This is a genomic window from Prochlorococcus marinus str. MIT 0912 (genome assembly GCF_027359595.1).
GTDB lineage: Bacteria > Cyanobacteriota > Cyanobacteriia > PCC-6307 > Cyanobiaceae > Prochlorococcus_B > Prochlorococcus_B marinus_C.
The window spans coordinates 496,475-517,247 of record NZ_CP114783.1 but is presented as its reverse complement, the minus strand read 5'-3'; the positions used below and the strand labels follow the sequence as shown (position 1 = coordinate 517,247).

The 20,773-nt window shown below is 33.4% G+C and carries 40 protein-coding genes and 1 pseudogene; 26 read left to right on the top strand and 15 right to left on the bottom strand.

Annotated elements, in window-relative coordinates; genetic code table 11:
- Positions 1-502 precede the first annotated feature (502 nt).
- Positions 503-817, top strand: coding sequence for a 2Fe-2S iron-sulfur cluster-binding protein (locus O5640_RS03285; protein ID WP_269613198.1), 315 nt, complete (start codon positions 503-505; stop codon positions 815-817).
- Between the two features lie 271 nt (positions 818-1,088).
- Here O5640_RS03285 and O5640_RS03280 read toward each other — a convergent pair whose 3' ends face one another.
- The gene (locus tag O5640_RS03280; protein ID WP_269613197.1) at positions 1,089-1,307 is read right to left on the bottom strand and encodes a hypothetical protein; all 219 of its coding nucleotides are present in this window, start codon (positions 1,305-1,307) and stop codon (positions 1,089-1,091) included.
- 422 nt (positions 1,308-1,729) lie between these two features.
- On the opposite strand from O5640_RS03280, the pseudogene O5640_RS03275 reads away from it, so the two are divergent.
- The 4 genes and pseudogenes from O5640_RS03275 to O5640_RS03260 all read left to right on the top strand — a co-directional run.
- Positions 1,730-1,810 (top strand): annotated as a pseudogene (locus tag O5640_RS03275) (hypothetical protein); the annotation flags it as partial.
- Complete coding sequence (locus O5640_RS03270) at positions 1,801-1,926, top strand: DUF3764 family protein (protein WP_269613196.1); 126 nt, start codon at positions 1,801-1,803, stop codon at positions 1,924-1,926. The pseudogene O5640_RS03275 and the gene O5640_RS03270, both read left to right, overlap by 10 nt.
- A 315-nt stretch (positions 1,927-2,241) precedes the next feature.
- A complete protein-coding gene (locus tag O5640_RS03265; protein WP_269613194.1) occupies positions 2,242-2,628 on the top strand; it encodes a hypothetical protein in 387 nt (128 codons plus the stop codon).
- Between the two features lie 390 nt (positions 2,629-3,018).
- A complete protein-coding gene (locus O5640_RS03260; RefSeq protein WP_269613788.1) occupies positions 3,019-3,201 on the top strand; it encodes a hypothetical protein in 183 nt (60 codons plus the stop codon).
- 309 nt (positions 3,202-3,510) lie between these two features.
- On the opposite strand, the gene O5640_RS03255 is transcribed toward O5640_RS03260, so the two are convergent.
- Together O5640_RS03255 and O5640_RS03250 are read right to left on the bottom strand one after the other, a co-directional pair.
- Positions 3,511-3,942, bottom strand: a complete 432-nt coding sequence (locus O5640_RS03255) for a cupin domain-containing protein (RefSeq protein ID WP_269613193.1) — start codon at positions 3,940-3,942, stop codon at positions 3,511-3,513.
- Positions 3,943-4,063: 121 nt separating this feature from the next.
- Entirely contained in the window at positions 4,064-4,372 is a 309-nt protein-coding gene (locus O5640_RS03250) for a hypothetical protein (protein WP_269613192.1), read from the bottom strand.
- A 192-nt stretch (positions 4,373-4,564) separates the two neighbouring features.
- Between O5640_RS03250 and O5640_RS03245 the strand changes: the two genes are divergently transcribed.
- Together O5640_RS03245 and O5640_RS03240 are read left to right on the top strand one after the other, a co-directional pair.
- Positions 4,565-4,747 carry a hypothetical protein gene (locus O5640_RS03245; RefSeq protein WP_269613191.1) on the top strand — a complete coding sequence of 61 codons (183 nt, stop codon included), beginning with the start codon at positions 4,565-4,567 and terminating at the stop codon, positions 4,745-4,747.
- Between the two features lie 238 nt (positions 4,748-4,985).
- On the top strand, positions 4,986-5,348 hold the full coding sequence (locus O5640_RS03240) for a hypothetical protein (RefSeq protein ID WP_269613866.1): 363 nt from the start codon (positions 4,986-4,988) through the stop codon (positions 5,346-5,348).
- Between the two features lie 234 nt (positions 5,349-5,582).
- Here O5640_RS03240 and O5640_RS03235 read toward each other — a convergent pair whose 3' ends face one another.
- Together O5640_RS03235 and O5640_RS03230 are read right to left on the bottom strand one after the other, a co-directional pair.
- Complete coding sequence (locus O5640_RS03235) at positions 5,583-5,864, bottom strand: hypothetical protein (protein ID WP_269613190.1); 282 nt, start codon at positions 5,862-5,864, stop codon at positions 5,583-5,585.
- A gap of 334 nt (positions 5,865-6,198) precedes the next feature.
- Positions 6,199-6,363, bottom strand: coding sequence for a hypothetical protein (locus O5640_RS03230; RefSeq protein ID WP_269613189.1), 165 nt, complete (start codon positions 6,361-6,363; stop codon positions 6,199-6,201).
- Between the two features lie 399 nt (positions 6,364-6,762).
- Here O5640_RS03230 and O5640_RS03225 point away from each other — a divergent pair, with 399 nt between their 5' ends.
- From O5640_RS03225 to O5640_RS03210, 4 genes are read left to right on the top strand one after another with little or no spacing between them, the layout of a single operon-like run.
- Positions 6,763-6,969: a chlorophyll a/b-binding protein gene (locus tag O5640_RS03225; protein ID WP_011823186.1), complete on the top strand. Its 207-nt coding sequence runs from the start codon at positions 6,763-6,765 to the stop codon at positions 6,967-6,969.
- Between the two features lie 33 nt (positions 6,970-7,002).
- Entirely contained in the window at positions 7,003-7,122 is a 120-nt protein-coding gene (locus O5640_RS03220; protein ID WP_011294968.1) for a high light inducible protein, read from the top strand.
- On the top strand, positions 7,122-7,268 hold the full coding sequence (locus O5640_RS03215) for a high light inducible protein (RefSeq protein ID WP_269613088.1): 147 nt from the start codon (positions 7,122-7,124) through the stop codon (positions 7,266-7,268). The genes O5640_RS03220 and O5640_RS03215 overlap by 1 nt, the downstream gene beginning before the upstream one ends.
- Entirely contained in the window at positions 7,268-7,393 is a 126-nt protein-coding gene (locus O5640_RS03210; protein WP_011294605.1) for a chlorophyll a/b-binding protein, read from the top strand. The genes O5640_RS03215 and O5640_RS03210 overlap by 1 nt, the downstream gene beginning before the upstream one ends.
- Positions 7,394-7,670: 277 nt before the next feature.
- Here the strand turns inward: O5640_RS03210 and O5640_RS03205 are convergent, their stop codons facing one another.
- From O5640_RS03205 to O5640_RS03195, 3 genes are all read right to left on the bottom strand, one after another.
- Positions 7,671-7,778, bottom strand: coding sequence for a high light inducible protein (locus O5640_RS03205; protein WP_269613187.1), 108 nt, complete (start codon positions 7,776-7,778; stop codon positions 7,671-7,673).
- A 177-nt stretch (positions 7,779-7,955) separates the two neighbouring features.
- Positions 7,956-8,159: a hypothetical protein gene (locus O5640_RS03200; RefSeq protein ID WP_269613186.1), complete on the bottom strand. Its 204-nt coding sequence runs from the start codon at positions 8,157-8,159 to the stop codon at positions 7,956-7,958.
- A gap of 362 nt (positions 8,160-8,521) precedes the next feature.
- Entirely contained in the window at positions 8,522-8,668 is a 147-nt protein-coding gene (locus O5640_RS03195) for a hypothetical protein (protein ID WP_269613185.1), read from the bottom strand.
- Positions 8,669-9,294: 626 nt separating this feature from the next.
- Between O5640_RS03195 and O5640_RS03190 the strand changes: the two genes are divergently transcribed.
- On the top strand, positions 9,295-9,462 hold the full coding sequence (locus O5640_RS03190; protein WP_269613184.1) for a hypothetical protein: 168 nt from the start codon (positions 9,295-9,297) through the stop codon (positions 9,460-9,462).
- Here the strand turns inward: O5640_RS03190 and O5640_RS03185 are convergent.
- Entirely contained in the window at positions 9,457-9,645 is a 189-nt protein-coding gene (locus O5640_RS03185) for a hypothetical protein (RefSeq protein WP_269613183.1), read from the bottom strand. The genes O5640_RS03190 and O5640_RS03185 overlap by 6 nt on opposite strands.
- Positions 9,646-10,209: 564 nt before the next feature.
- Entirely contained in the window at positions 10,210-10,365 is a 156-nt protein-coding gene (locus O5640_RS03180; protein ID WP_269613182.1) for a hypothetical protein, read from the bottom strand.
- 94 nt (positions 10,366-10,459) lie between these two features.
- Between O5640_RS03180 and O5640_RS03175 the strand changes: the two genes are divergently transcribed.
- The gene (locus O5640_RS03175; RefSeq protein ID WP_011823953.1) at positions 10,460-10,681 is read left to right on the top strand and encodes a DUF2839 domain-containing protein; all 222 of its coding nucleotides are present in this window, start codon (positions 10,460-10,462) and stop codon (positions 10,679-10,681) included.
- Here O5640_RS03175 and O5640_RS03170 read toward each other — a convergent pair.
- Positions 10,663-10,917 (bottom strand): hypothetical protein, encoded by a 255-nt coding sequence (locus O5640_RS03170; RefSeq protein WP_269613181.1) that lies wholly within the window; start codon positions 10,915-10,917, stop codon positions 10,663-10,665. The genes O5640_RS03175 and O5640_RS03170 overlap by 19 nt on opposite strands.
- A gap of 393 nt (positions 10,918-11,310) precedes the next feature.
- Here O5640_RS03170 and O5640_RS03165 point away from each other — a divergent pair, with 393 nt between their 5' ends.
- The 6 genes from O5640_RS03165 (at position 11,311) to O5640_RS03140 (ending at position 14,331) form a co-directional block, all read left to right on the top strand.
- Positions 11,311-11,436, top strand: coding sequence for a hypothetical protein (locus O5640_RS03165; RefSeq protein ID WP_269613180.1), 126 nt, complete (start codon positions 11,311-11,313; stop codon positions 11,434-11,436).
- A 91-nt stretch (positions 11,437-11,527) separates the two neighbouring features.
- Positions 11,528-11,689, top strand: coding sequence for a hypothetical protein (locus O5640_RS03160; RefSeq protein ID WP_269613179.1), 162 nt, complete (start codon positions 11,528-11,530; stop codon positions 11,687-11,689).
- Between the two features lie 55 nt (positions 11,690-11,744).
- Positions 11,745-11,885, top strand: coding sequence for a DUF3104 domain-containing protein (locus O5640_RS03155; RefSeq protein ID WP_332299697.1), 141 nt, complete (start codon positions 11,745-11,747; stop codon positions 11,883-11,885).
- A gap of 141 nt (positions 11,886-12,026) precedes the next feature.
- Positions 12,027-12,455, top strand: coding sequence for a hypothetical protein (locus tag O5640_RS03150; protein WP_269613178.1), 429 nt, complete (start codon positions 12,027-12,029; stop codon positions 12,453-12,455).
- Between the two features lie 125 nt (positions 12,456-12,580).
- Positions 12,581-12,709, top strand: coding sequence for a hypothetical protein (locus O5640_RS03145; protein ID WP_269613177.1), 129 nt, complete (start codon positions 12,581-12,583; stop codon positions 12,707-12,709).
- Positions 12,710-13,788: 1,079 nt separating this feature from the next.
- The gene (locus tag O5640_RS03140; RefSeq protein ID WP_269613175.1) at positions 13,789-14,331 is read left to right on the top strand and encodes a hypothetical protein; all 543 of its coding nucleotides are present in this window, start codon (positions 13,789-13,791) and stop codon (positions 14,329-14,331) included.
- Between the two features lie 217 nt (positions 14,332-14,548).
- On the opposite strand, the gene O5640_RS03135 is transcribed toward O5640_RS03140, so the two are convergent.
- A complete protein-coding gene (locus O5640_RS03135; RefSeq protein ID WP_269613173.1) occupies positions 14,549-14,731 on the bottom strand; it encodes a hypothetical protein in 183 nt (60 codons plus the stop codon).
- 609 nt (positions 14,732-15,340) lie between these two features.
- Here O5640_RS03135 and O5640_RS03130 point away from each other — a divergent pair.
- The 4 genes from O5640_RS03130 to O5640_RS03115 all read left to right on the top strand — a co-directional run bounded on the left by O5640_RS03130 (position 15,341) and on the right by O5640_RS03115 (position 16,682).
- Positions 15,341-15,667: a hypothetical protein gene (locus O5640_RS03130; protein WP_269613172.1), complete on the top strand. Its 327-nt coding sequence runs from the start codon at positions 15,341-15,343 to the stop codon at positions 15,665-15,667.
- Positions 15,668-15,806: 139 nt separating this feature from the next.
- Complete coding sequence (locus O5640_RS03125; protein ID WP_269613171.1) at positions 15,807-16,070, top strand: hypothetical protein; 264 nt, start codon at positions 15,807-15,809, stop codon at positions 16,068-16,070.
- A 48-nt stretch (positions 16,071-16,118) separates the two neighbouring features.
- On the top strand, positions 16,119-16,274 hold the full coding sequence (locus O5640_RS03120; protein ID WP_269613170.1) for a hypothetical protein: 156 nt from the start codon (positions 16,119-16,121) through the stop codon (positions 16,272-16,274).
- A gap of 48 nt (positions 16,275-16,322) precedes the next feature.
- Positions 16,323-16,682: a hypothetical protein gene (locus O5640_RS03115; protein WP_269613169.1), complete on the top strand. Its 360-nt coding sequence runs from the start codon at positions 16,323-16,325 to the stop codon at positions 16,680-16,682.
- 44 nt (positions 16,683-16,726) lie between these two features.
- Here O5640_RS03115 and O5640_RS03110 read toward each other — a convergent pair whose 3' ends face one another.
- Positions 16,727-16,891 (bottom strand): hypothetical protein, encoded by a 165-nt coding sequence (locus O5640_RS03110; RefSeq protein WP_269606035.1) that lies wholly within the window; start codon positions 16,889-16,891, stop codon positions 16,727-16,729.
- Between the two features lie 319 nt (positions 16,892-17,210).
- On the opposite strand from O5640_RS03110, the gene O5640_RS03105 reads away from it, so the two are divergent.
- The 3 genes from O5640_RS03105 (at position 17,211) to O5640_RS03095 (ending at position 18,883) form a co-directional block, all read left to right on the top strand.
- Positions 17,211-17,597 carry a putative quinol monooxygenase gene (locus O5640_RS03105; RefSeq protein ID WP_269613168.1) on the top strand — a complete coding sequence of 129 codons (387 nt, stop codon included), beginning with the start codon at positions 17,211-17,213 and terminating at the stop codon, positions 17,595-17,597.
- Positions 17,598-17,601: 4 nt separating this feature from the next.
- The gene (locus tag O5640_RS03100) at positions 17,602-17,865 is read left to right on the top strand and encodes a hypothetical protein (protein ID WP_269613167.1); all 264 of its coding nucleotides are present in this window, start codon (positions 17,602-17,604) and stop codon (positions 17,863-17,865) included.
- Between the two features lie 478 nt (positions 17,866-18,343).
- Positions 18,344-18,883, top strand: a complete 540-nt coding sequence (locus O5640_RS03095) for a PAP/fibrillin family protein (RefSeq protein WP_269613166.1) — start codon at positions 18,344-18,346, stop codon at positions 18,881-18,883.
- Between the two features lie 96 nt (positions 18,884-18,979).
- Here the strand turns inward: O5640_RS03095 and nei are convergent, their stop codons facing one another.
- Entirely contained in the window at positions 18,980-19,813 is an 834-nt protein-coding gene (gene nei / locus O5640_RS03090) for an endonuclease VIII (protein WP_269613165.1), read from the bottom strand.
- Positions 19,814-20,015: 202 nt separating this feature from the next.
- Positions 20,016-20,642 carry a hypothetical protein gene (locus tag O5640_RS03085; RefSeq protein ID WP_269613164.1) on the bottom strand — a complete coding sequence of 209 codons (627 nt, stop codon included), beginning with the start codon at positions 20,640-20,642 and terminating at the stop codon, positions 20,016-20,018.
- Positions 20,643-20,773 lie beyond the last annotated feature (131 nt).

Below are 20,773 nucleotides of genomic sequence, written 5' to 3'. Positions count from 1 at the left end.
TTCTTGACTGATATGTTGATCAATATCTAATATTCATGTGAGGTTGATCACAGTTATCCATAAAGTCTTTCCTTTCATGACTCATCAACACTAATTATTGCTGTAATAAATTATTTACAGGATTGATTGTGTGGCGTAAATATTTTTATTCATTAGATGAATCAACTTATCCCAAACTTATTAGAAGTAGACCTATCCTGGTTTTTGATTTTGACTTCAGGAATATTTTCCTTTGAAATAGTTTTATTTCATCCCTCAACGTTCAATGATGAAGGGAAGAAACCTAGCTTGTGCTGGGTATAACTCCTATTGCTTTGGCGGAAATCCATAAAAGGTAATTAATATTAAAAGTATCAATCTAAAATTTCAAGAAAGTTACAGCACAAAAGCATGATTATTATTACTTGCTTCTCTTCCAACTGACCACCTAAAGACAAGATTGCTTCCGTATAAAAAGATTTACTTTCGCGTAACAAATAAGCCATAATAAATTAGGTTCGTCTTGGTTAAGGTGTCTGATCTAATCTTCAAGGTAAATATCGAGATTGATCAAGTTCAGAAAAGTTTTAGTTGCAAGTCTGATCAGACCGTATTAGAAGCTGCTGCTGATGCAAATGTGGAGCTACCAAGTTCTTGCCTTGTAGGTATGTGTTGTACATGTGCAGCCTTTCTCAAAGAAGGTTCTGTCGATATGGATGCAATGGGGTTGAAGAGTGAATTACAAGATGAAGGCTATGTTCTTTTATGTCAGGCTTATCCCAAATCTGATTTAAAAATAATTGCGAATCAATTTGATGCGGTTTGGGATCAACGATAAATACAAATAAAATCCAAAAGTAGAATTACCAATAGTAAAAAACTTTTTACCGTAACTATCTATTGAAATTATGATATTAAAATCAAATTTACAGTTGATATAAAAAGGAACTCATCGTAATAATTTACTAAATTCTGAACATTCTTTCAGATAAAAATAGGTTCCGGAGATATCATTTTATGTTGATAATTACTTGAATCAAGCTGATATTTATAAACAAAGCTATCAACATAAAATAATTAATGGTGTTGAATTGCCGCTTATAAACTTGTTAAATTAATGTTTTGATATTCCATGATGATTCATCAATAACCTTATCTGTAATTCCTTCTCTAGATGAAAATATTTTCCATTCAAACTCTTCAAAAGTAAGAAATAAAAAGATAAAGGCCAAAATAAAATTAACAATAATAAATCTAATTGATTCTAATAAAGTCTTAAGATCAAAAATACTTCTATCACTATAGCTATATGTGGTTGTGAACGTCATATTTAAAATCATTTGGAAGTATTTTAGTAGAATAAGAAATTCTTATTACAAGTCAAGAGGGATTAAGCTAACTTAACCGCCCCACAGTTAAAGGACTTACATCATAAAAACAGAATTTTTTTTCCAGCTATAACTTCTACACCTTTTCATTCTTGTTTTTTGGTCTAATTCCCAGATAAAAATCATTAGTGAAACCGTTTGCTAATAGCACAGCTATGGCAATGCTCATTTTAAAGAAATAATTTTTGGAAACACTTTTTAAAAATAGCCTAAAGAGATGAACTTTTATACTGAAACTTTATTAGAAATATGCAATGCTTTCTATTGTTATAACTAGTTTTTATGGCTCTAGAAACAACAATATTCACGTTTAAAATTCTGTTCCGTTTGAAGAATGGGCTAAAGCTTTTGATAGTCCAGAAGTTGAGGTAATGCAAAAGGCCAATTTATTTACACCCCTATATCGTGGAGTATTAAGGATGATTCTCAGTCAGTGGTCGTAGGTCATCAAGCAGAAGAGGGATTGGCAAAAGCAATGTTTGAAGGCTTAAGAGAACCAATAGAAGCTGCAGGTCATATATGGGATACAACCGTTATTAGCAGTTACTCGGCATGTTGAAAGATAGACATCCTCATTTTTTCACTTTTGATTCTTCTTTTGAATATTTCGAGAAATTTGTTGTTGACCTCAATGAATAAGAAGGTAATTTATAAGTCAAAGAATATGAATTTATTAAAATAAATATTGAAAAGTCATTTGATAAATCAAGTTAGGATCCAAAATTTTGTTGCGGCTATCAGTACTTTGGATATGAAAGAGTGGCATGAGGCAAATTGATATTAAGATAATGCCTATACTATGAGTTCTTCAACAAATGAATAATTTAATGTCTATTTATAGGAGTAATTTTTTTCTTACGACTAACAAATACTAATGAGTAATAAGACGAAAGCAAAAGAGTTTTTTGCTACATATGATAGACAAATAAGAAAAGATATGGATTTTTGGATTAAGTATCGGCCATCTCGTTGGGGGGATTTTCTACCAGAAAAATCATTAAAGCCTTTGATTAAATTTATCAAATCAAAAAGCGGTAAGAAATTTTTTCTTATATCAGCTCTTGTCTTTAGCTTGTTATTTGTTGGAGTTATTCCAACTTTAAGTTTTATTTGGTCAAACATTTTCAGACTATCTTTGATTATCCTCGTTATCCCATTTTTTTATTGGGCCTTCGCAATTGCATCTGTATATTCTAGGGTAATATTTCATGCATTTAGTAAATATATAAGAGTCGTATTTTACAAGTTAATTGACGGCTAATTGTTGACATATCAAATAATCATGAATTTTTCTCTTTACTAAGAGCACATATAATGATGTTTGATTTCTAAGCGAAGGTAATTGATATTATTTAATCCACTGTAAGTCTTTTCAATAAAAATAGCCTATGTATGTTCTCCTAGGGGCTGGTTGATAAGAACTTTCTGCTTAACTCTATTTCCATGAAGAATCTTGACACGCCATATCTAGATCAGTTCAATAAAGTTTTGTTAAATAAATCTGTATATGGTGTTATGAAAATTTGGAATTTCATAAGTCCTTATTAAGGTTGCTTTGACTGGGTGATGGGTCTCAGTCTTTTGGTTCATAAAGATCAAGCCTCGGTATTCAAATTGAGGCTTGACCTTTGATTTCTTTGGATTGCTTTCTATGAATCTTGGATCTCTTTTTCTTAAATCAATTTCATCTGGAGTTATTACTTCAGATGAGATGAATTGGGTAACATCTAATCAACCTCGTTTTTCTAGAGTTGAAGAAGCGACAGCCTTAAAACTCGGTCGACTATTAGATAGAGGCTTGATTCAAATTGGTTGTCGTATTGCTCACAAATAAACATCCTTCGACTACGATATCTAGTCATTATCAGTAATCTTTGGATTTTTCTGATTGTTTTACGTTATTTATTCTTCTGACAACTATTTTATATTACTTTGCGATCGGGAACCGTCCGCTATATCTTCTAGTCTTTTAAAATGAGGCTTATTTTTAAATAAGCAATTTTCGGATAAATAATTTTTGGATAACCAATTTTTGAGTCTATTTTATCTGCTTGTTTTATTGTACTGATGGAATAGTTAAAAAAAAGGCTAACTGCCCCTCATGCCTGTCTCTCAACCTGTTGTATTCATCAAAAGCGTTTATTTATTCAGTTGGGACAGTCGTTTTCTTGCCTTTAGCTCCTGCTGAAGCACTAAAAACCACCATTTCTTCATCACCATTGTTTTTACAATAATGAATAGTGTCCTGAGATGAAGCGAAGCTTTCTCCAGCAACTATTGTCAGGGATTGTCCGTCACTTGTTTCACAGTAAAGAGTTCCTTTTTGTACGTAAATAATCCCAGGTTGTGGATGTAAATGAAGAGGTGTTTTAAAACCAGCTTGAGCAATTATTTTTTCAAGTTTCATTTCTGCTTGCCCTCTTGGATACTTAAAAGAATCTCCATTCCACGATTCAGTTGTACTAATAAGAGTTTCTACTACCACAGGTTCAAGCAATGCTTTCTTCTTTGGAGTACAAGCAACCATTGGGAATGCAATCCCTGCTGTTAGTGCAAGAAGTAAAAAACGGCGCATAAAGCTATATTAATACCAATACTTTATAGTTAATATAGATTAATTATGCATCACTTAAAAAAAGATTGACATAAATCAGTCCAAGTAAGTCCCATGACAATAGGCTTGGATAGTAATTAATTCAGCCAACCACACCTCTCTTTTGATAAGTCTCATCAACTTTGGTCATTTCATAATCGTCTTCATGGAAAGAACATGTGTACATAAGATTTATCACACGGTCTAGGTCAATTTCTCTGTCTGCGACATCCTGCCAAAGTCTCTTGGTTAACTCTTCATCAGCTCGATCAAATTGAGCTTGAACTAAGTCTCTTACAAGCTGAAAAACCGTTTGACGATCATTTCTTATTCTTGATTCTTGTATCCCTGTATGGAGCTTGGATGATTTTGGGATGATTTTTTTTCTGAGAGCCAATTTAGCATTTATCATATTTTGTATCTATTTTTACAAAAACAACTCATATAGCAATCAGTATTTGTTTGGATCTTTTTCAGAAGTTTTCCTGATTCAGCTGATATGAATATGGATTTTGATCTAATTCAGCTTAAAAAGAGTTTTATACAGTTGAATTGAGCTTGACATTCGATTTATCTTGGAGTAATTAGCCCTTTTTTAGAAAATATGGGAGAAGCCAAAAGAAGAAAAGATTTGGGATTGCCACCTAGAGATAAGAAGACAAAAAAGGATGTAAATAAAGCTGGTTTTATAAGCAATCTCTCAGCCAAATATCCTTTTTTGCCATTCATTCTTGGAGGCGTCCTACTGACTGTGCTTATTGTTGATCTTTTGAATTACTACAAATAAAAGGATGGATTGAACAGTTTCTTCAATTGCTTTAGCCGATCGTGATTATAAAGCTAAGTAATTTTTTCATGTACAGCAATGAAAAGAATGGTTGATCATTCAGAGCAAAATAGCTGATATGAAACAGATTAGAGATGAATTGAAGTTGACTAGATAGAGCATTGGGCATTAAGACCTATTGTCATTTTGTAGCTGTTGATACAAAAATGTTGCTCATTCCAGAAATGGAGTTTTTATCATGTCACCTAGAAAACCACTCCATGTGACTGAATATGGTGGATCAATTCATTGTATTGAGGGCTTGTCAGGAAGGATCTTTAGAGCTTGTGCGGCCAATCAATGTACTTATACTGGAGATTTACACAGTGCAAAATCGTATTTAGACTTTATTGAGAAAAATACTGTTAAATTTCTACCTTCAAGCAAAAAGAACGACAATATCCCATTTCAACGTAAAACTACTCTTAAATGGAATTCTGATGGAAGTCTCAGCTCTATTGATATGGCTAGGATATTAAGTCGTCTTGAGAAAACAAATTTGACTGAATGTGAACTTTCCTGCGAATGGGGAACTACCTCAAATAAGGAAAATTTAACGTAGTTAAAAGACTAAGAAGTAATCTATTGATATTGAGATGAATTGTTTTGTCATGATTTCTTGGAATAGTTTTTTTCTTTTTTCTAAAGCCAAGCATTTCATCCTTTTTCCCAGTAAAGCAAAGTATCCAATCTTTCTAATAGACCAAACTCCATAAGATTTGGGACTATTCTCAATTATTTAAACTTTAGCAATATAAATAATTATTCTTTGATAAGGAGGTTGTTTCTCTCCAATTTAATTTTTGGATTCTCTAAATTTTTTAAATACTGCTGAAATGCTAGTTATCCATCTACCGACTCGTGACGAAGAGCTAAGTGATTGAGTTAGAAGCTCTATTTGTTCTTGTCTTTCTTTGTACTTATGTTCTAGTTCATTTTTTGCAATATCAATGCTTTGGAATTGGTTAGAGCAATCATTATTTTCTCCCAAGTTGTCTATACTTGCTTTTAATTCTTCAATATTCATAGTCTTGTACTTGCTAGTAAGCATCTTTAAATCATCTGGTTTAGGATTCATAGAAGGTGATTTATTGATTTACTTAATCTAGCTTGTTAATGAAATATCTTGGATGGGTAAACTCACCCAGTTGTTGTTCACTAGAATTAGTAATTCTAGTGAAAAGGATAAATTCTTCTTATTTGATTAACTTAGTTATCTAGTCATACACCACGCATATTCCGAAACAAAATACATTTTTAATTTCCTCATAGTCTTTCCAGTCAATATAAATGCTAGACGGGGATTTAGTTCGTTTTTGGATCTATTATTGGAGCAACCCACCTAATTTGAAAACTAAAAAACATAGAGCAAAAATATAATAAAATCAATTTTACCTAGTTTCATCCATAACCTAAATAGTAGTCATATAAGCAAGAAATCCAACGGGAATGAATAGTAAGGCGGCAATCGTAAAGCGAACAAATTTGCCTGTTCCTGAATCTCTTGAATAATCAGTGAAATGCTTTGTATTGTTCCACTCGGACCAGTTCTTTGGACTCTTATTAGATGATGTCATTGGTTAGTTAAGAAAATACGGAAGTACCAACTTCATAAGCACCAACTAATAGCAGTAGTGCAGGAAGATTCCACAGAACAATTAGTTTTGCAGCAGTAGCTTTGTTGATTGCAAGCATGACTAAAGGTTTTTTTCTGTGTGTCTAGAAGGTGTATCCAACCTAAAAAAGAGCTCTAAAGTGCTGTAGGACGGTTGAAGTAGGGCTAACCAGTTCGGGCTATTTATACTTATCACAGTGATCAATAAATCTAATCATGTGATCAATATCTCTCTAATTAGTTGCTGTATTTAGTGTTTGAGGCTTAAAGCTATTAAGAGTTAGAAGAAGCCGTACCCGACCGTATCTTTCACTTAAAAAATCCATACTTTACATTACTTCACATCAACGCAATTCCAGTAATGACAAGTTCAACCTCATCTCAAGTAATCACTGAGTACGGCAAGCAAAATATCTTTGGCCGTGAAACACAGCCTCAGCTTGTAGAGGACTACACCAGTTATCCAGAAGAAGCAGAAAAGACAAATGGCCGTTGGGCAATGATCGGAATGGTCAGTCTTTTGGTTTCATACTTCACAACAGGTCAAATCATTCCTGGAATTTTCTAAACCAATAACTACTAACAAGTAACTACTAAAACAATGCAACCATCTAACAAAACGATCTTAGAAAGAAGCATCGGCAGACCAGCCATGATGGCATTCGTTCTTCTAACAGGTATCTACCTAACAACCGGTCAACTTATCCCAGGTGTCGTTTAATGACTACTCAAAACAACAGCAACAGAAACATCGATCCTGAAAAGGTAACAGCAGAAAGGCTTAACGGCTATGCAGCATTATTTGGATGCATTGCTCTAGTCGGTGCTTATGCCACAACCGGTCAAATCATTCCAGGTTTCGTGTAATGAACAAAGAAACTAACTACTGGAAAACAGCAGAGCAAATGAATGGTCGTCTAGCGATGATGGGCTTCTTTGCTGCAGTGATTAACTACGGAATAACAGGTTGGATCATTCCAGGAATTGTTTAGTCCTTAGTTTTATAACTAATAAAAAGGCCTCTTCTCTGTCATTACGGAAGGGGCTTTTTATTGCTTAAATCCCTTTTAATTGTTTTTAATTGATAAAATATCTTTACCGTTCATAACTATTTATGTTGATTTATGAGTAGACGTTATTAATTAATTTGTATTTGTTCAAATAAGGTCAAAAAAAAAGTTCTTAACCAGACCGTTAAGAACTTTTACTAGATCTTTTCAGTAATTTTTGAAAAAATTGTTGATAAGGCTTAAATGGATTGAATTCCATTTAGAAAATACCAGGAATGATTTGACCTGTTGTGGCGTATGCACCAAAGGCCGCAATGAAACCAAGCATTGCTGCCCAACCGTTAAACTTTTCTGCTTCAGGAGACATGGCGTTTATTAAATATAAAATAAATATAAAGACTAATTTGCTGCGGTGTGAGTTTTAGCTCGCTTTATTTGATTATGAGATTTTATTGAATCTATTAGAAAGTCTTATTTAAGCATCGAAGCTATATGCGCGGAATGCAGTCTTTTCTTGTGCTGTCTTTTTTAGCTTAGTTGCTGTTTAAATTTGTGGAGCTTGAAGTGCTCTTTGAAGCAAGTTTAAATTCGGACAGATGTGTCGCTTTTCTTTTGGCCCTTTTCTAAGTAATCGAACATTTAATTCTGTTGGACTTGTATGAATTGGCCTAGAGGACAAGAATAAATCAGCTTTGTGGAGTGATTTTTTCTTGTAGAGGTTTTTTCTGATCAAAGGAAGGTGATTCATAACGTTTCTCAGCAGAGGCAACCCTGTTCCCTGTTGCCCAAACATGCATTTCCAAGAGGAAGTCGAACGTGATAAAAGTGTAGTGGTTGATACTGTTTTATTGGATCAAGGGAAATACTAAATTTTTGGTTTCTTTTTAATCTCTTTGGGTTTTATCGTTACTATCTTTTAATTCCTTTTGGGTTCCATCGTATTTGTTTGCGATTTATATTTGAGATTTATCTAGGATAAATATATTTTCAAAACCATGAACTTGTGATGAAAGTTCGATAAATATAAAAAGAAATGCTATGGCATAACTAAGAAAACTTTTCGTACGTCTATTATGTCAACTCTATTAGATGTCAATATTAGACGTTTTGCTATTCTTTACCAACTAATTCTTCCTTAACTTCAGGGATTACTTCAGGACCTGTAAACACAGTCCATAAAAACAGAATAGTTACAGGGCATAGGACTATCTGAACTAGAGGAGCAAAGTATTTGAACGAGTTGCGTCTTTTTCCCATATTTATGAGACCCTCGCGTTGCACTTGGCATAGAGTTCAGCCGTACCGTCTGAAATGAATCTTGCATAACTTTGATGATGCACTTTTGTGGTTTGACCCATAGCAGCGGCAATGTTAGTTAGAGAAATACCAGGAGTGTGAAGAGCCTTTGCATAACGATGCCTTAATGTAAATAGGAAACAAGACTTTGTTTCATTTCTTCTAGACTATTTTTGCCTATAGGAGCGAAAATGAAAAAACATATTTTCAGGCCTAGGAAAGTATATGTTCTTGTCATCTGTTGATTCTATCTTCTTTAAGAGTCGAGCGGAATGTTTTAGTAACAGTAAGCTTCATGCTTTAGATAGATATTGGAGTATTAACAACTCACACCCCATGCATGAACAAATGCATGAAATAATTGAAAACATTTTAAATACCAGAGGTGAAAAGACTATCAAGCAGTCCAGATTGGATTTAGTTAGGAATTTTGAAAGATCTTTATCAATTTCGACCCCTATGGGTCGTTTGAGTGCAAATATAATTTCATTTATTTCATGTTTTATTATTTCTAAAGTCAATCAAACTAATTTATGAATATCTAAAATGAGTAGTCAATATAAATCTTTAATTGAAGCTAGAAATCAATGGCAGAGAGATATAAAAATGTATACGGATTTTCTTCAAGTGAAACTAAAACCTTTGAAGGTAGGTACGGTGCAGAAAAATATATTTCTATGGCTGAAAATAGATTGAAAGATATCAACTTAATGTTAAAGGAAATTGAACAAGAATGTTTGAATGATGCGTTATGACTTTTTATTCCCTATCCAGTCTTCAGGCTTTTTCATCATCCAATTCATAATTCCATCACTATCCATATTCTTTGAGCTAAGGCCAAATGCAACGATAAATAAAATGCTAAATGAAATTATTATGGCGAGTAATATGGGACTTATTCCCATTTCTGAAAGAGTAAGACCAAAAAAATATTTCATGATTTGTGAATAGAAGATTTTTTATTGGAATTCTAAAACTTAAGTGTATGAGTTTGATTATCCATGCCATAAAAGCTCAGATAATTCACTTTTTTCCATTGAGATGAATTGTTGAAACATTGTTTCTTCGTACAACCTTCTAAGTTTCTTCTCATTGGCTTTGTTTGCCATAGCCTTTCTAAATTTCTAGCTATTTGTTGATGATTAAGTTTCTGTCCCATTTGCTCAGAAAATATTTTAAGTATCCTTTTCTAGAATTAATTATTTGTTTTACTTAGAGCGTATTCAAATACTGTATTTCACATGTATCAAATTTGCTAGTTAAAAAAGAGATGAAGGCGCTAAAAATCTTTACGAATCCACTAATACCAACAAACTTGGATGCTGGAGAAATAGGTTGGGTTCATGTTGTGAAAATCAAAGAGATTGTCAATTCATATCTGCGAACATAGCAAAATACGAAAAAAAACCTCCTTTTTAGGGAGGTTTTTTAGTTCTTAGACCTGAGCTAGCAGTTGCTAGCAGAGCTAAGTCGTTAACTTGATGAAATTATATTAGTCTTTTTTAATCCTCTTCGCTTTCCACTTTCTCAGCAAGTTCTCTAAGCATCTCGGCAATTACATCTTTTGACCAACTGAACTCTTCTTTCATCCCATCCACGCAATCTAGAACAGATTCCCATGCTGCCTCATATTCTTTTGGGTCTATTTTTTCAGTCATGCCAAATAATTATTTTTTTTATTAAACCGTCTAAATCTTTTTAAGCCAAAGCCCAACTCCGATTTATCTTTAAAGGATTACGTCCTCTTTTTTTATGGGAGAAGCTAAAAGAAGAAAAGAATTGGGACTCCCTCCAAGAGAAAAACCAGTTGAATTAAAGTTACCCGTACTTGATAAAGAAAATATTCAAAAAAAGGTTAGGTCTTTTTTGTATAAAAATCCAATTGTTCCATTTGTTTTTTATGGCCTTGTACTTGGAGCTTTTGGTTGGGGGCTATATAACCTCGTAAAAGGCTATCAATTAATTAAGTCATAAACCCCTTCCCAGTAATCACAGATATTGGGGGTGTTCACTTGTCTAGTAATAGAATTCAGCATATTGGCCAGAACTCCATCAATAGTAAAAGTTTCTGGCTGACTAGGGAAAGATGGATTCCAACCTGATGAGAAATCCCCTCCATCTCCAGTATTGGTCCAACCTGTCAGTAATACTGCTAGTGAGAGAAAAAGTAAATTACGCAATGGCGTTAAACTCGTCCACATATTTAACATCGCCTAACAAATAGGCCATTGCATAACAGTGGTTGGGATATCTTGATTATATTTTTGTTGTACCTAAATAAAACTTCTTTTCCGTATCAACCACTTGAAAGTGTTTGGCCTGTCGTTATAACGAGCACAACTTGAAAAGTTTTATGGCTTTCATTTCTCGTTTAATTAACAAAAGAATCTCTAACTTAATAAGTAAATTTAATGTTTCAACTAAAATTGTTGAACAGTATGAAAACGACTACCCTCTTGACGGCATGGGAGATCATCATAGGTTCTTGCTTTAAAAAATCGATATAGGGCGCAGAGTCGAGGGTGATGCAAGATTTTGCTCAGTTGGTGCAACTGGTCTTTAAGCCTATAAAAACTCAACAGTAAAAGTAATATGATTGTTTTATGAAATACAACTGGAAAGATCTTTTAGTAGACGCTGCGATTGTGGCTGTTGTTCTTGGTTTGTTGGCTCTGATCATTGGATCATTTCCTGCAACCTTCAGCAAATTTCTTCCTTTTCTTAAATAAGCATGGATATTAACTATCACTTGCCTATTGATATTGTTCTTGTATCAGGGATACTAATGTTTGTCTTAATCGCAAGTAAATTATAAAAAGAATGATTCCAATCCTTGCATCCTCTACACAAGCGAATCTACTAATCTATTTTGGTGGAGGTGGCTTCGTTTTATTAGGTAGCTTTTTCTTTGGTCGATTAGTAACGTTCTTTTTTCCAAAAAACCCATTAATCAGAGACGGTAAAAAAGAAAAAGATCAATGAGCCTGAATTTCTTAATGTTAAACCTGGAGATACTGTTCTTGTTGGATAAGATGAGATTACGATAGATCTCTTATTTGTTGGAGGTGCAAGAGATCCAGATACTCCTATACTTTTTCAAGTCGCTAACGTTGATTCAGGTGAAATCAAATTTGTTCATGGTGAGGAAGTGAAACAAATTCTGTCTAAGCGTGAATAGAGGTTAAAAATTAATGTTTGAAGCACTCTTTTTCCAAATGCCCCTAAATAAACCTATTCCTGATTCTATAATTAATTACTGGAAAAATGTATTCAAAAATTTTCGGTTGAAATTTTGTAATCTTAAAAAAGCCAACTAGTTATGGATCCAATACAAGTCTTAGGCCAAAAGGAACTTAGGAGAGAGATTCAAGTTAAAGATGAAAATACGGCAGGTCAGTTGTTAGTTAAAAATACACATGCAGGAGAACGGTATATAAGAGGAATGTCTAAGACTGCGAAAAAGCATTATATCAATAGGAAAGATTGTCCTGTTAAAAATCATTTTCTTGGTCTACCAAGGTGGAGCAGAGAGGATGCTGTAAAAGCTTTTGATACTTATTTATGGTCCCAACATCAAAAAAATGCAATTCAGAAACCCCTCAAGGATTGGTTTAATGCCAGAGTAAAGGAACTAATGGCTGGACATAATTTAGACCTTATTGATGATATTGATTGTGTAAAAGGGAATGATGATTCTCATGGTTTTACTTTGAAAAATTATATTGAATATTTAGCTAAGGAAATTTAGTAAAGAAAGCACTTCCAAATTTTTGAGGACTTACCACAAATATGTGATCTATTCTTGGATTAATAACTGCTTACTTAATAATTCAACAAAAAAAAATAGACTTTTTAAGCTGCATGATTGGGTTTATGAATCTATTCCCATTTAGGCTTGGCTATATCAATGAAAAATTATGGGAAAGAGCTTTTAAAGGACGCTGCTCTATGGGCAATTATTTTTGGAGCACTTTCTTTGCTGGTTCTTTTCAATTACTTTGAATTGAAGGAGATTTTGAATCATAAGCTTAACTAATTCTCGATAACCCCACCTCTAAACTGTCACGTAGCTGGGTATTTGTTCTTACTTTTATAGTATCTTTCCACATTCACCTGCGAGTACAAGGTCAAATGGCTCAACGAATTAACGTTGCATTAAATTCAATCCCATCAGGTTGCAGAGATTTAGTTGAATTTGCTTTCTTCTGCGGAGTTGGTTTTACTTTTGGGAGCTTGGGTCTTATATGACTTCAACTACTAAATCAATATTTGAAGCAAGAATCAAAAAGTTCATTCCTTATTTCGTAGTTGGAAAACTTGCTATTTTTATTGGGTTTCTTGTTTACATGATGCAGGGCTAATAGAGCTTTGATTCATAAAAAAAAGTTAATTTCACGGTTAGCCCTACCTCGACCGAACCTCACTCAGACAACTTTTTAATTAACTTTTAGAGAATCCACGCATGGTTTCTCAAAAACATTCCCTCCAAAATCAAAATGACTGCTGCAACTTATAAAAAAACTGCTCTCAAAGTTTTAGTTCTTTGGAACCTTCCTGCTTTGCTTCTCTTGGCTGGTGCATTCCAAATCGGCACTTCAGTAATCGTTTAGCTTTAGGACAAGACAATGGATATGAACCCTTTCAAACCGATAATTCAACATTTTGATGAATTTTATGAAAAAATCCTTTCAATAAAGAATCCGATACAAAAATTTTATCTTAAGTACCGCTTAACCAAAGCCACCACATAATTTTTCTTGGGTTAGGATTCTCCAAAAGAATTCCATGGAGATCAAAGGATTTAATAATCATGGGTTAGATAATCTAGGTATCCATTGGATGCAGTACCTTTCAATGACGTTGATTTCTTTGCTGATTTTTATTATTTGTCTAGATAAGGCTGTTCCAAGTTTCCATCATTTTGTCTTATCTCTCTTATTCAAGCTTCAGTGCAGTGGTTTCAACTGTAATGGTGTAAAAATCAATTAATAATTAAAAGGACTTTTCTTTTTAAGCCATAGATCGTTTTGAACAAATTAGAATAAAATTATTCAATCTTATGGAATATGAGTTGAATCTTGATGACTGAACAAATTGAAGTGCTTGGACAATTTGATGTCAGAAGGGATGATGTATCTATTGAAAGTGAAACGGAACTGACTGATCAGATATCAATTGATAAAGCGAGAATAACCAATACATTTGGAGGAGATCAATTAAACGCTGCTTTGGATGCAGTAAATAATAAAAAAACATATGTCAGAGGTTATGAGAATCAAGCTAAAAAGTTTTATATCAGCAGAAAAGACTGTCCAGTACGAAATTTTTGTGAGGACTTAGCAGGGCCAAATAAAAGAGCAGAAGCAATACAAATGTTTGATGCACTGTTCTGGGGTTCATGGATTGCCTGTAATGAGATGCCAGAGCAAGCAAAAAAATGGCTAGATGCGAGAGTGAAAGATTATAAAGATGGTACAAAGATGGACTTTATATGTGATTGTCGAAAATTCAGAGGTAATGATGCTGATAAGACTCAAGCAAGCGAGATGACTAGGGCAGAATATCCATTTGATTGTCATGGTTATACCCTTAAAAAATACATTGAAGAAGAGACAAATAAATAACTGATGTTCAATAATTTATTTGCTTGTTAAAGAATTCGATACTTTATGTTTTAATACTTCTCTTGATTTTAAGAATCATCTCAATAGTTTTTTTTTTCTAATTAATTATATTTTCATATAACTATTCTCTGGTTTTTTGGAGAGCTTGATCACAGGTTCTAATCCTTCCGCCAATATCGTTCAGAGAAAGGTCTCCCTTTGCCTTTATGTCAATTCTCTAAGAAAACCACATTCCACCATTCTTGCTTGCTTCCAAGAAACACTTGTTTTGCTCGGCAATATCTTCAATTAGCTTTTTGGACTTGTGCGAATCAAGTGTTTGATTGTTGAGGGCTTTTTCTGTCACAGGCCATAGCCTTGATAGCAATGATCTTGTTCTTGCTCTAGCAAATGAAACCATAGATCAATAGTCCTATAGATTAGTGGCAGCTGATAAGCTTCCTATATTTTTTATAGCCTTAAAATGGAGATTACATATTACATATGTTATGAGATAAAGATCAGATTTTCTATCCCTTGCTTGGCTTTAGGATTTATAAATAAATGATTCTCCAGCGCTAAAATATAATTATTAGTCTCACCTCTTGAGTGTTTTAGTTTTCTTTGTCCTATGGAAACCAGCAATGGTGCTGGATGTATATGTAAGGGAGTCTTTAATCCGAATGGATTATTGACTTTTAATAGTTTTAGTTCAGCTCGTTTCTATTCTGGATATGATATTTTTAACCGCCAAGCCCACTCGATGATTGAATTAATGGAGTAACTTTTATTTTTTCTTGAGACTTTGCAGGTTCAAGAGTTATAAAAGCACTTGATATAGCTATCGCTGAAAGCAAAAGGGATTAAAGATATTCATTAATTAATTTTTAAAGTTTAAGGTTACTGCGTTTTATAGGCCTCCAAGCAAGGGTGTTAATTCTTTTGATTTATTTGTGATTGATAGGGTCTCTTTTTATAACTTTACTTAGAGCAAGAAGATGAGTTGCGAAAGATCAGCTAGAAAGGGTTAATGAAATTCTTTTTACCTATCTACCAAGACCTTAATGATTACTTTGCTGTAAGAACTAAAACTATATCTCGTATAGCTATAGCTGACATTATGGATAACAGTATGCTGATCAGATGGTATAGCAAAATTTTTGATAGTTATTTACTTGTAAAAGACTTGAAAGGTTTTGGATATTTTGAATCTGATTACTCACATGGATATGTACAGGCCACCTTTCGATTTAACAAGCTTGCATTAGAGGTAATACGCTTTCAATTAGACCTTCGTGGACTTAATAGAAGAAACACCAGAGAGATTTCTATTATTGAAGAAGCTATGAAAGGCTGATTAAATTCTCGACCGCTCTACTCTATTAGGATTGAAAGTATGAAATACCTTATATGTCAGAGCTACCTAAAGAGATGACTATTCCTACAGAAAAGCTATAAAAAAAATGTAATGCTATGTATTGCTCGGATCATTTTTTATGAATACCCTCATCATTTCAACCTTTAGCTGTACTTTTGAAGAATTTGAAAAGGAAATTACTGAGAATTTCTTCGGTTGCTTGGTGAAGGATTATGTAAGTGATTATGAGTTTGTAAAAGTAAACGACCATAAAGCACATACGTTAATTCATATCACCGATATGGATGAATTTGGAGCCTCATTAGAAAGCGATGAAGCTAAAGAGTTCGACAAAAGAAATAACTGCAAAGATGTGGTTTATTCTCTTGATCTTATTGAATAAGTAAATTCTCTGGAGTTTGAAGAGATCGTTTCTACTGGAAAAAAATTAATGAAAACAATACAAAACCTTTTCCCATTTATTGCTGCACTTGGTGTTTTCTTCTTGGCGAGTAATTCGGAGATGCAGAAAAAAATGAATCACAATTACTCAACTGAAATCGAAATCAAATCCATTCCTGTTGAGGGATTCAAACCGAATGAATGAATTCCAAAATAGCCATCTACAATTTAGGGAAGATAAGCTCCTTCTTTTGTGATTGAAACTAACGATTTAGAAGTAAAGTTCAAACTCTGTACGAGCTTTATAGTCAAAGAAGTTATCGCATTAGATCCACTAGCAAGGAGGCAATGGCTTTTTACTTACAAAGGGATTATTCAATACGCTGATTCTCATGGAAGCGAACTTACAAAAGAACAGACTGTAGGAGCAGATATTTATAGAGATCTTATAAAGCAAGTAGAAGAATTAATTAAAGAAGAAGATTTTGAAGGGCAAAATTACAACGCCTATAAAAGCCGTGATCCAGATTACGAAACTATTTACAAAAAACGTTTAAAACAAATACGAGAAGATTTTCCAATACCTGATCAATTTAAAGAGAGGACTTCATAAAAACCTCTTCAGCAAAAGCAATAAAATGGTCTATTAGCTTATACTTAGGTGATTCTTTTATTGATTCTTTTTCTTAAAGCCTTTAGTTGGTAATTAAATCTCAATTGTTTTATATGTTGCAACTTTTCGGCTAAATCGACTGGCATTGACCTTGCAGCTTTAACCAGCTCAAAAGCGTACCTATGTGTATCTTTTGTATATGAATCCATAGTCGAAGTAGGGACTTATAAACATCCTTGCAACTGAAAACAGATTTTGTCTATATAAAAAAGAAAGTTGAGTATTAACGCTGTTCGGTTGGGAATAATAATGTCCTATTTAAGTATCTAAATCATGTATATCAGATATCTGTCTCTTGCCATATCCACTATGACAGGAACTGTTCGTTTTTGTTCTTAACGCCATCAATTTGAAGATACGATCATTTTTAATTAAATATGGTTATGTCAGAAGAGCCTGAAGAAGGCCCCCTTGTACAGCAATTTTTAAAAGAAATATGTAATGGTTAGTTTTAAAGCATAAAAATTTATGTCATTCGGAGCCGAAACACCTTTTATTCTTCTTGCTCGTATTCAAGTGAAGCCCGAAAAGGTTCAAGAATATTTATTACTTGCCGCTAAAACAGATAAAGCTGTTGAGGATTCAGAACCAGGAATGTTGCATCATACTTTTGATCAAGATCCCGAGAATCCTTTTTGTTTCGTTTGGTCCGAAGTTTATAAAAATGACGAAGCTTTCCTTGCACATTTAGCAAATCCACCTGTTGGTGAATATTTACAGGGTCATGCAGAACTTGGCCATAATTTTACAGTCGAGGTTTATGGAACTGTTGGAGAAAAATGTAAAGCGGCAATGGAAGCAACTGGATTGCCATTGAAAATCTTTGAAAGCAAACTTGGTTACAGCAGGGTCTAACCAAATGGAAAGACTTTTTATTGTATGTACGTTTGATTGCTCATTTGAATACTATGAAGAAACGATTGAGAATTTCGTCAAGGAACATGGTCATGGAGTCGTTATTGATTATGACTTAAACAAAATCAATGACCATAAATCACATTCTTTTTATAACGTCACAAGCTTAGAAGCTTTTATAGAAATACTTGATACTCCATTTGCTAGGGAGTGGGACAAAGCAAACAACTGCAAAGATATTGTTTATAAGCTTGAGCTTGTTGAATAATGTTATGAACTGTTTTTTAGTACGACTTTTAATCTAAAAAATAAATCTGTTGGTTTTTATACAGGAGTATCTTTGACAAAACATATAACTAAGAACCATTGGAGAGGTAACCGTGATTAACTGTCGTGAAAACCCCTGCCAAATGTTAATTATATTTTCTAGAACATACAGGTAATTTATTGCTCATTATGACTTCAATCCCTACGTATGCTTTCCCGTCTTTCTCACCAATTCTAGTGGTTGGTTTTTTGGGTATAGCTGTTTCTCTATACACTCTTTATACCGTTAACAAGGCTTACTATAACTCGCCTTTTAGAAGTTAGGCTTGATCTTTCTAGATGAACTTTAAGTAAGAATCATGCCAAATGAATTTTACTTGTTAGATCTAGTCAAATGAAGATAGTGTGACTATTCAACACTCTTCACTCATCAAAAGTAGATATTAATCAAACATAGTCTTCAATCAATGAGTTTAATAATGGATAACACATTAAAATTGATAGAATTTCTAGAGCAAGCTCCAAATTCAAAGAAAATTATTCAGCTTATTGAATTAGCTGAATGTGAATTTTCTGTAGACATAACCAAGCAAATAAACCATCTTAAAGGTGTGTGGGAATTGAGATGGAGTAGTTCAAAGTCTCCTTTCCTAAACTATTCGCCGTTATTAGATAATCTTCAAATAATAGATCCAGAAAACGATAGAGGACTTAATTTTTTGAGACCCAAGGGTTTTTTAGGTAATATTTTGGCGACTAATATTTTGGCTGAATTGAACATTATTGATCAGAAACGCATAAATGTTAGCTTCAAAAAAGCAGGGATAATTGGACCTCAGTTATTAGGTAAAAACATAGGCCTCTTCTCAGAAATAAAAAAAACTCAAAAGGGGTGGCTAGATACAACCGTATTAACTAATAAATTGCGAGTATGTAAGGGGTATAAAGGTACAACGTTTGCATTATTAAAAAGAGAAGATCTATTAACAGCTGACTTTTTCAATTTAATCATTAATTAAATACGTCAATCATTTGTGATACGTTCATCAAAACTAGTTTGACTAAATATCTGTTATGAACCAATTCCTCAAGTTGGTAATTATTTTCTGGAATGTTTAAACTTTAGCTCTTTGAATTTGACAGCTAGGGCAATAATCAAGCTTCCTTTTTCCATACCATTTCCTCTCTATACGACTCTTGCAATCTAAACATTCATATTTATTTCTCATGAAAACAGCATGTCTATAAGATCTTTTGGACTCTCCATTCGCTTTGTTTTTGTCTGCTAATGATTTTGAGACTGTAAATCCTCCTGTTTTATAAGCTAAATGTGAGATGTTTTTGATTGAGTTTGCCCATTGAGTGATTTTCGTTTTGTCAAGGTCAAATGGCCTATCATCTGGATGTATTTTTGCATCGAATAAGATTTCTGAGCGAAGATAGTTCCCTAATCCAGCGAAGAAAGTTTGATCAAGCATTAAAGTTGAGGCTTTCTTTTTGTGGAAATTTTTAGACGTTAATCTTTCTTCTATTAACTCAAAACTACAAGATTCATTTAGGACATCGGGACCGATTTTCTTTAAGAATGGATGCTCATCCTCTTCAGAAGTTGGAATTAAATCAATATTTGTCGCCGACCACAATCTAACTGCATGTTTTTTTGTTTTTAAAACCACTCTAAGAGCTCTTGCTGATTTGACTCTTGTTGTATTTAAATTAACTGTCCATCTCCCATATAACTGATTATGGCTATACATTGACCAATCATTCTCGAATCGGATAAGCATTGCCTTCCCTTTAGTCGTTATCTCTTTGATGTTTTTGTTTTTAACTTTCTCCTCCTTTTCTCTTATCCGCTCGTAGTAGAAATTACTTTCAATAATTTCTTTACCAATTAAAGCTTTGCTAATCCTATCCGCAGCGCGTCTAATCTCTGGTCCTTCCGGCATTTAAAAATATAATCCTAAGCAGTATTCAATTTAAATGCGTTCCAATTAGAAAGTTATACAAGATTTCGATTGATTACCACCTCGAAAGACCTCGCCTTTAAATCTCACTCAAAATAATTCACTTGATTGGTGGCTATGAAATTATTCTCTTTTAAATAGCGAATGACTTTCATGATAAATATGATCTGTTTTACTCGTTGAATCAATCTTTCAACAAAATAATCATCGCACCTCCTTGCCTCCTTGCTGAAAGCAATTTGCCATTTTCTTCCAATGCAATTAGGCCAAAAAATGGCTTTTCTTTTTCTTCCGGTTCTTCCAGAGATCTGCTCAATAAAATATTTGAACCCGATTTGAGTTCGATTAGGTTTAAAAAGAATGGTAATAAAGGTTGTTTGCCTTTCAAATATCCTGAACCTGAAAACTCTATGGTTAAAAGGCCAAATTGTATGGATGCCATAACAGCAAGTTTATGTGAATGATCAGACGAGATATTTTTTTTGAACTTTATTTTCGCAGAGAAGACCCTAAGTAATGAACTGAAAAAAGAGTCTTCTTCGTCGATGTCTTTTTTCCAGACAGATATAAACTTCCAATCTCCTAGAAGCGAATCAAATTCAATTCCACTACCTTGACTCAGTACATTCTTTTCCAGTTCAATAAGTTTTTTTTTATCTGGGAGTGTGAGAGAATTTTTTCTTAATAGTTCTTCTTTGTTGGAATTTTTGAAAAGGGGTGATTTTCTTATTCCACCTTGAATCAAAAATAGAAGTGGTATTGAAGCTATTACTAATGCAGCCTCAATAATTAGAAATTTAGAAATATTCATTTGCTTAATTATTAGAGGACAAGTACTAAACAATCAATACTTTATAAATCTCTAATAGGTTTTGAAGGGAGCTAGAGAAATAGGACTTAACAGTTAAACCGTTTTTAAATGAATTTGTTAGTGCATCTCCT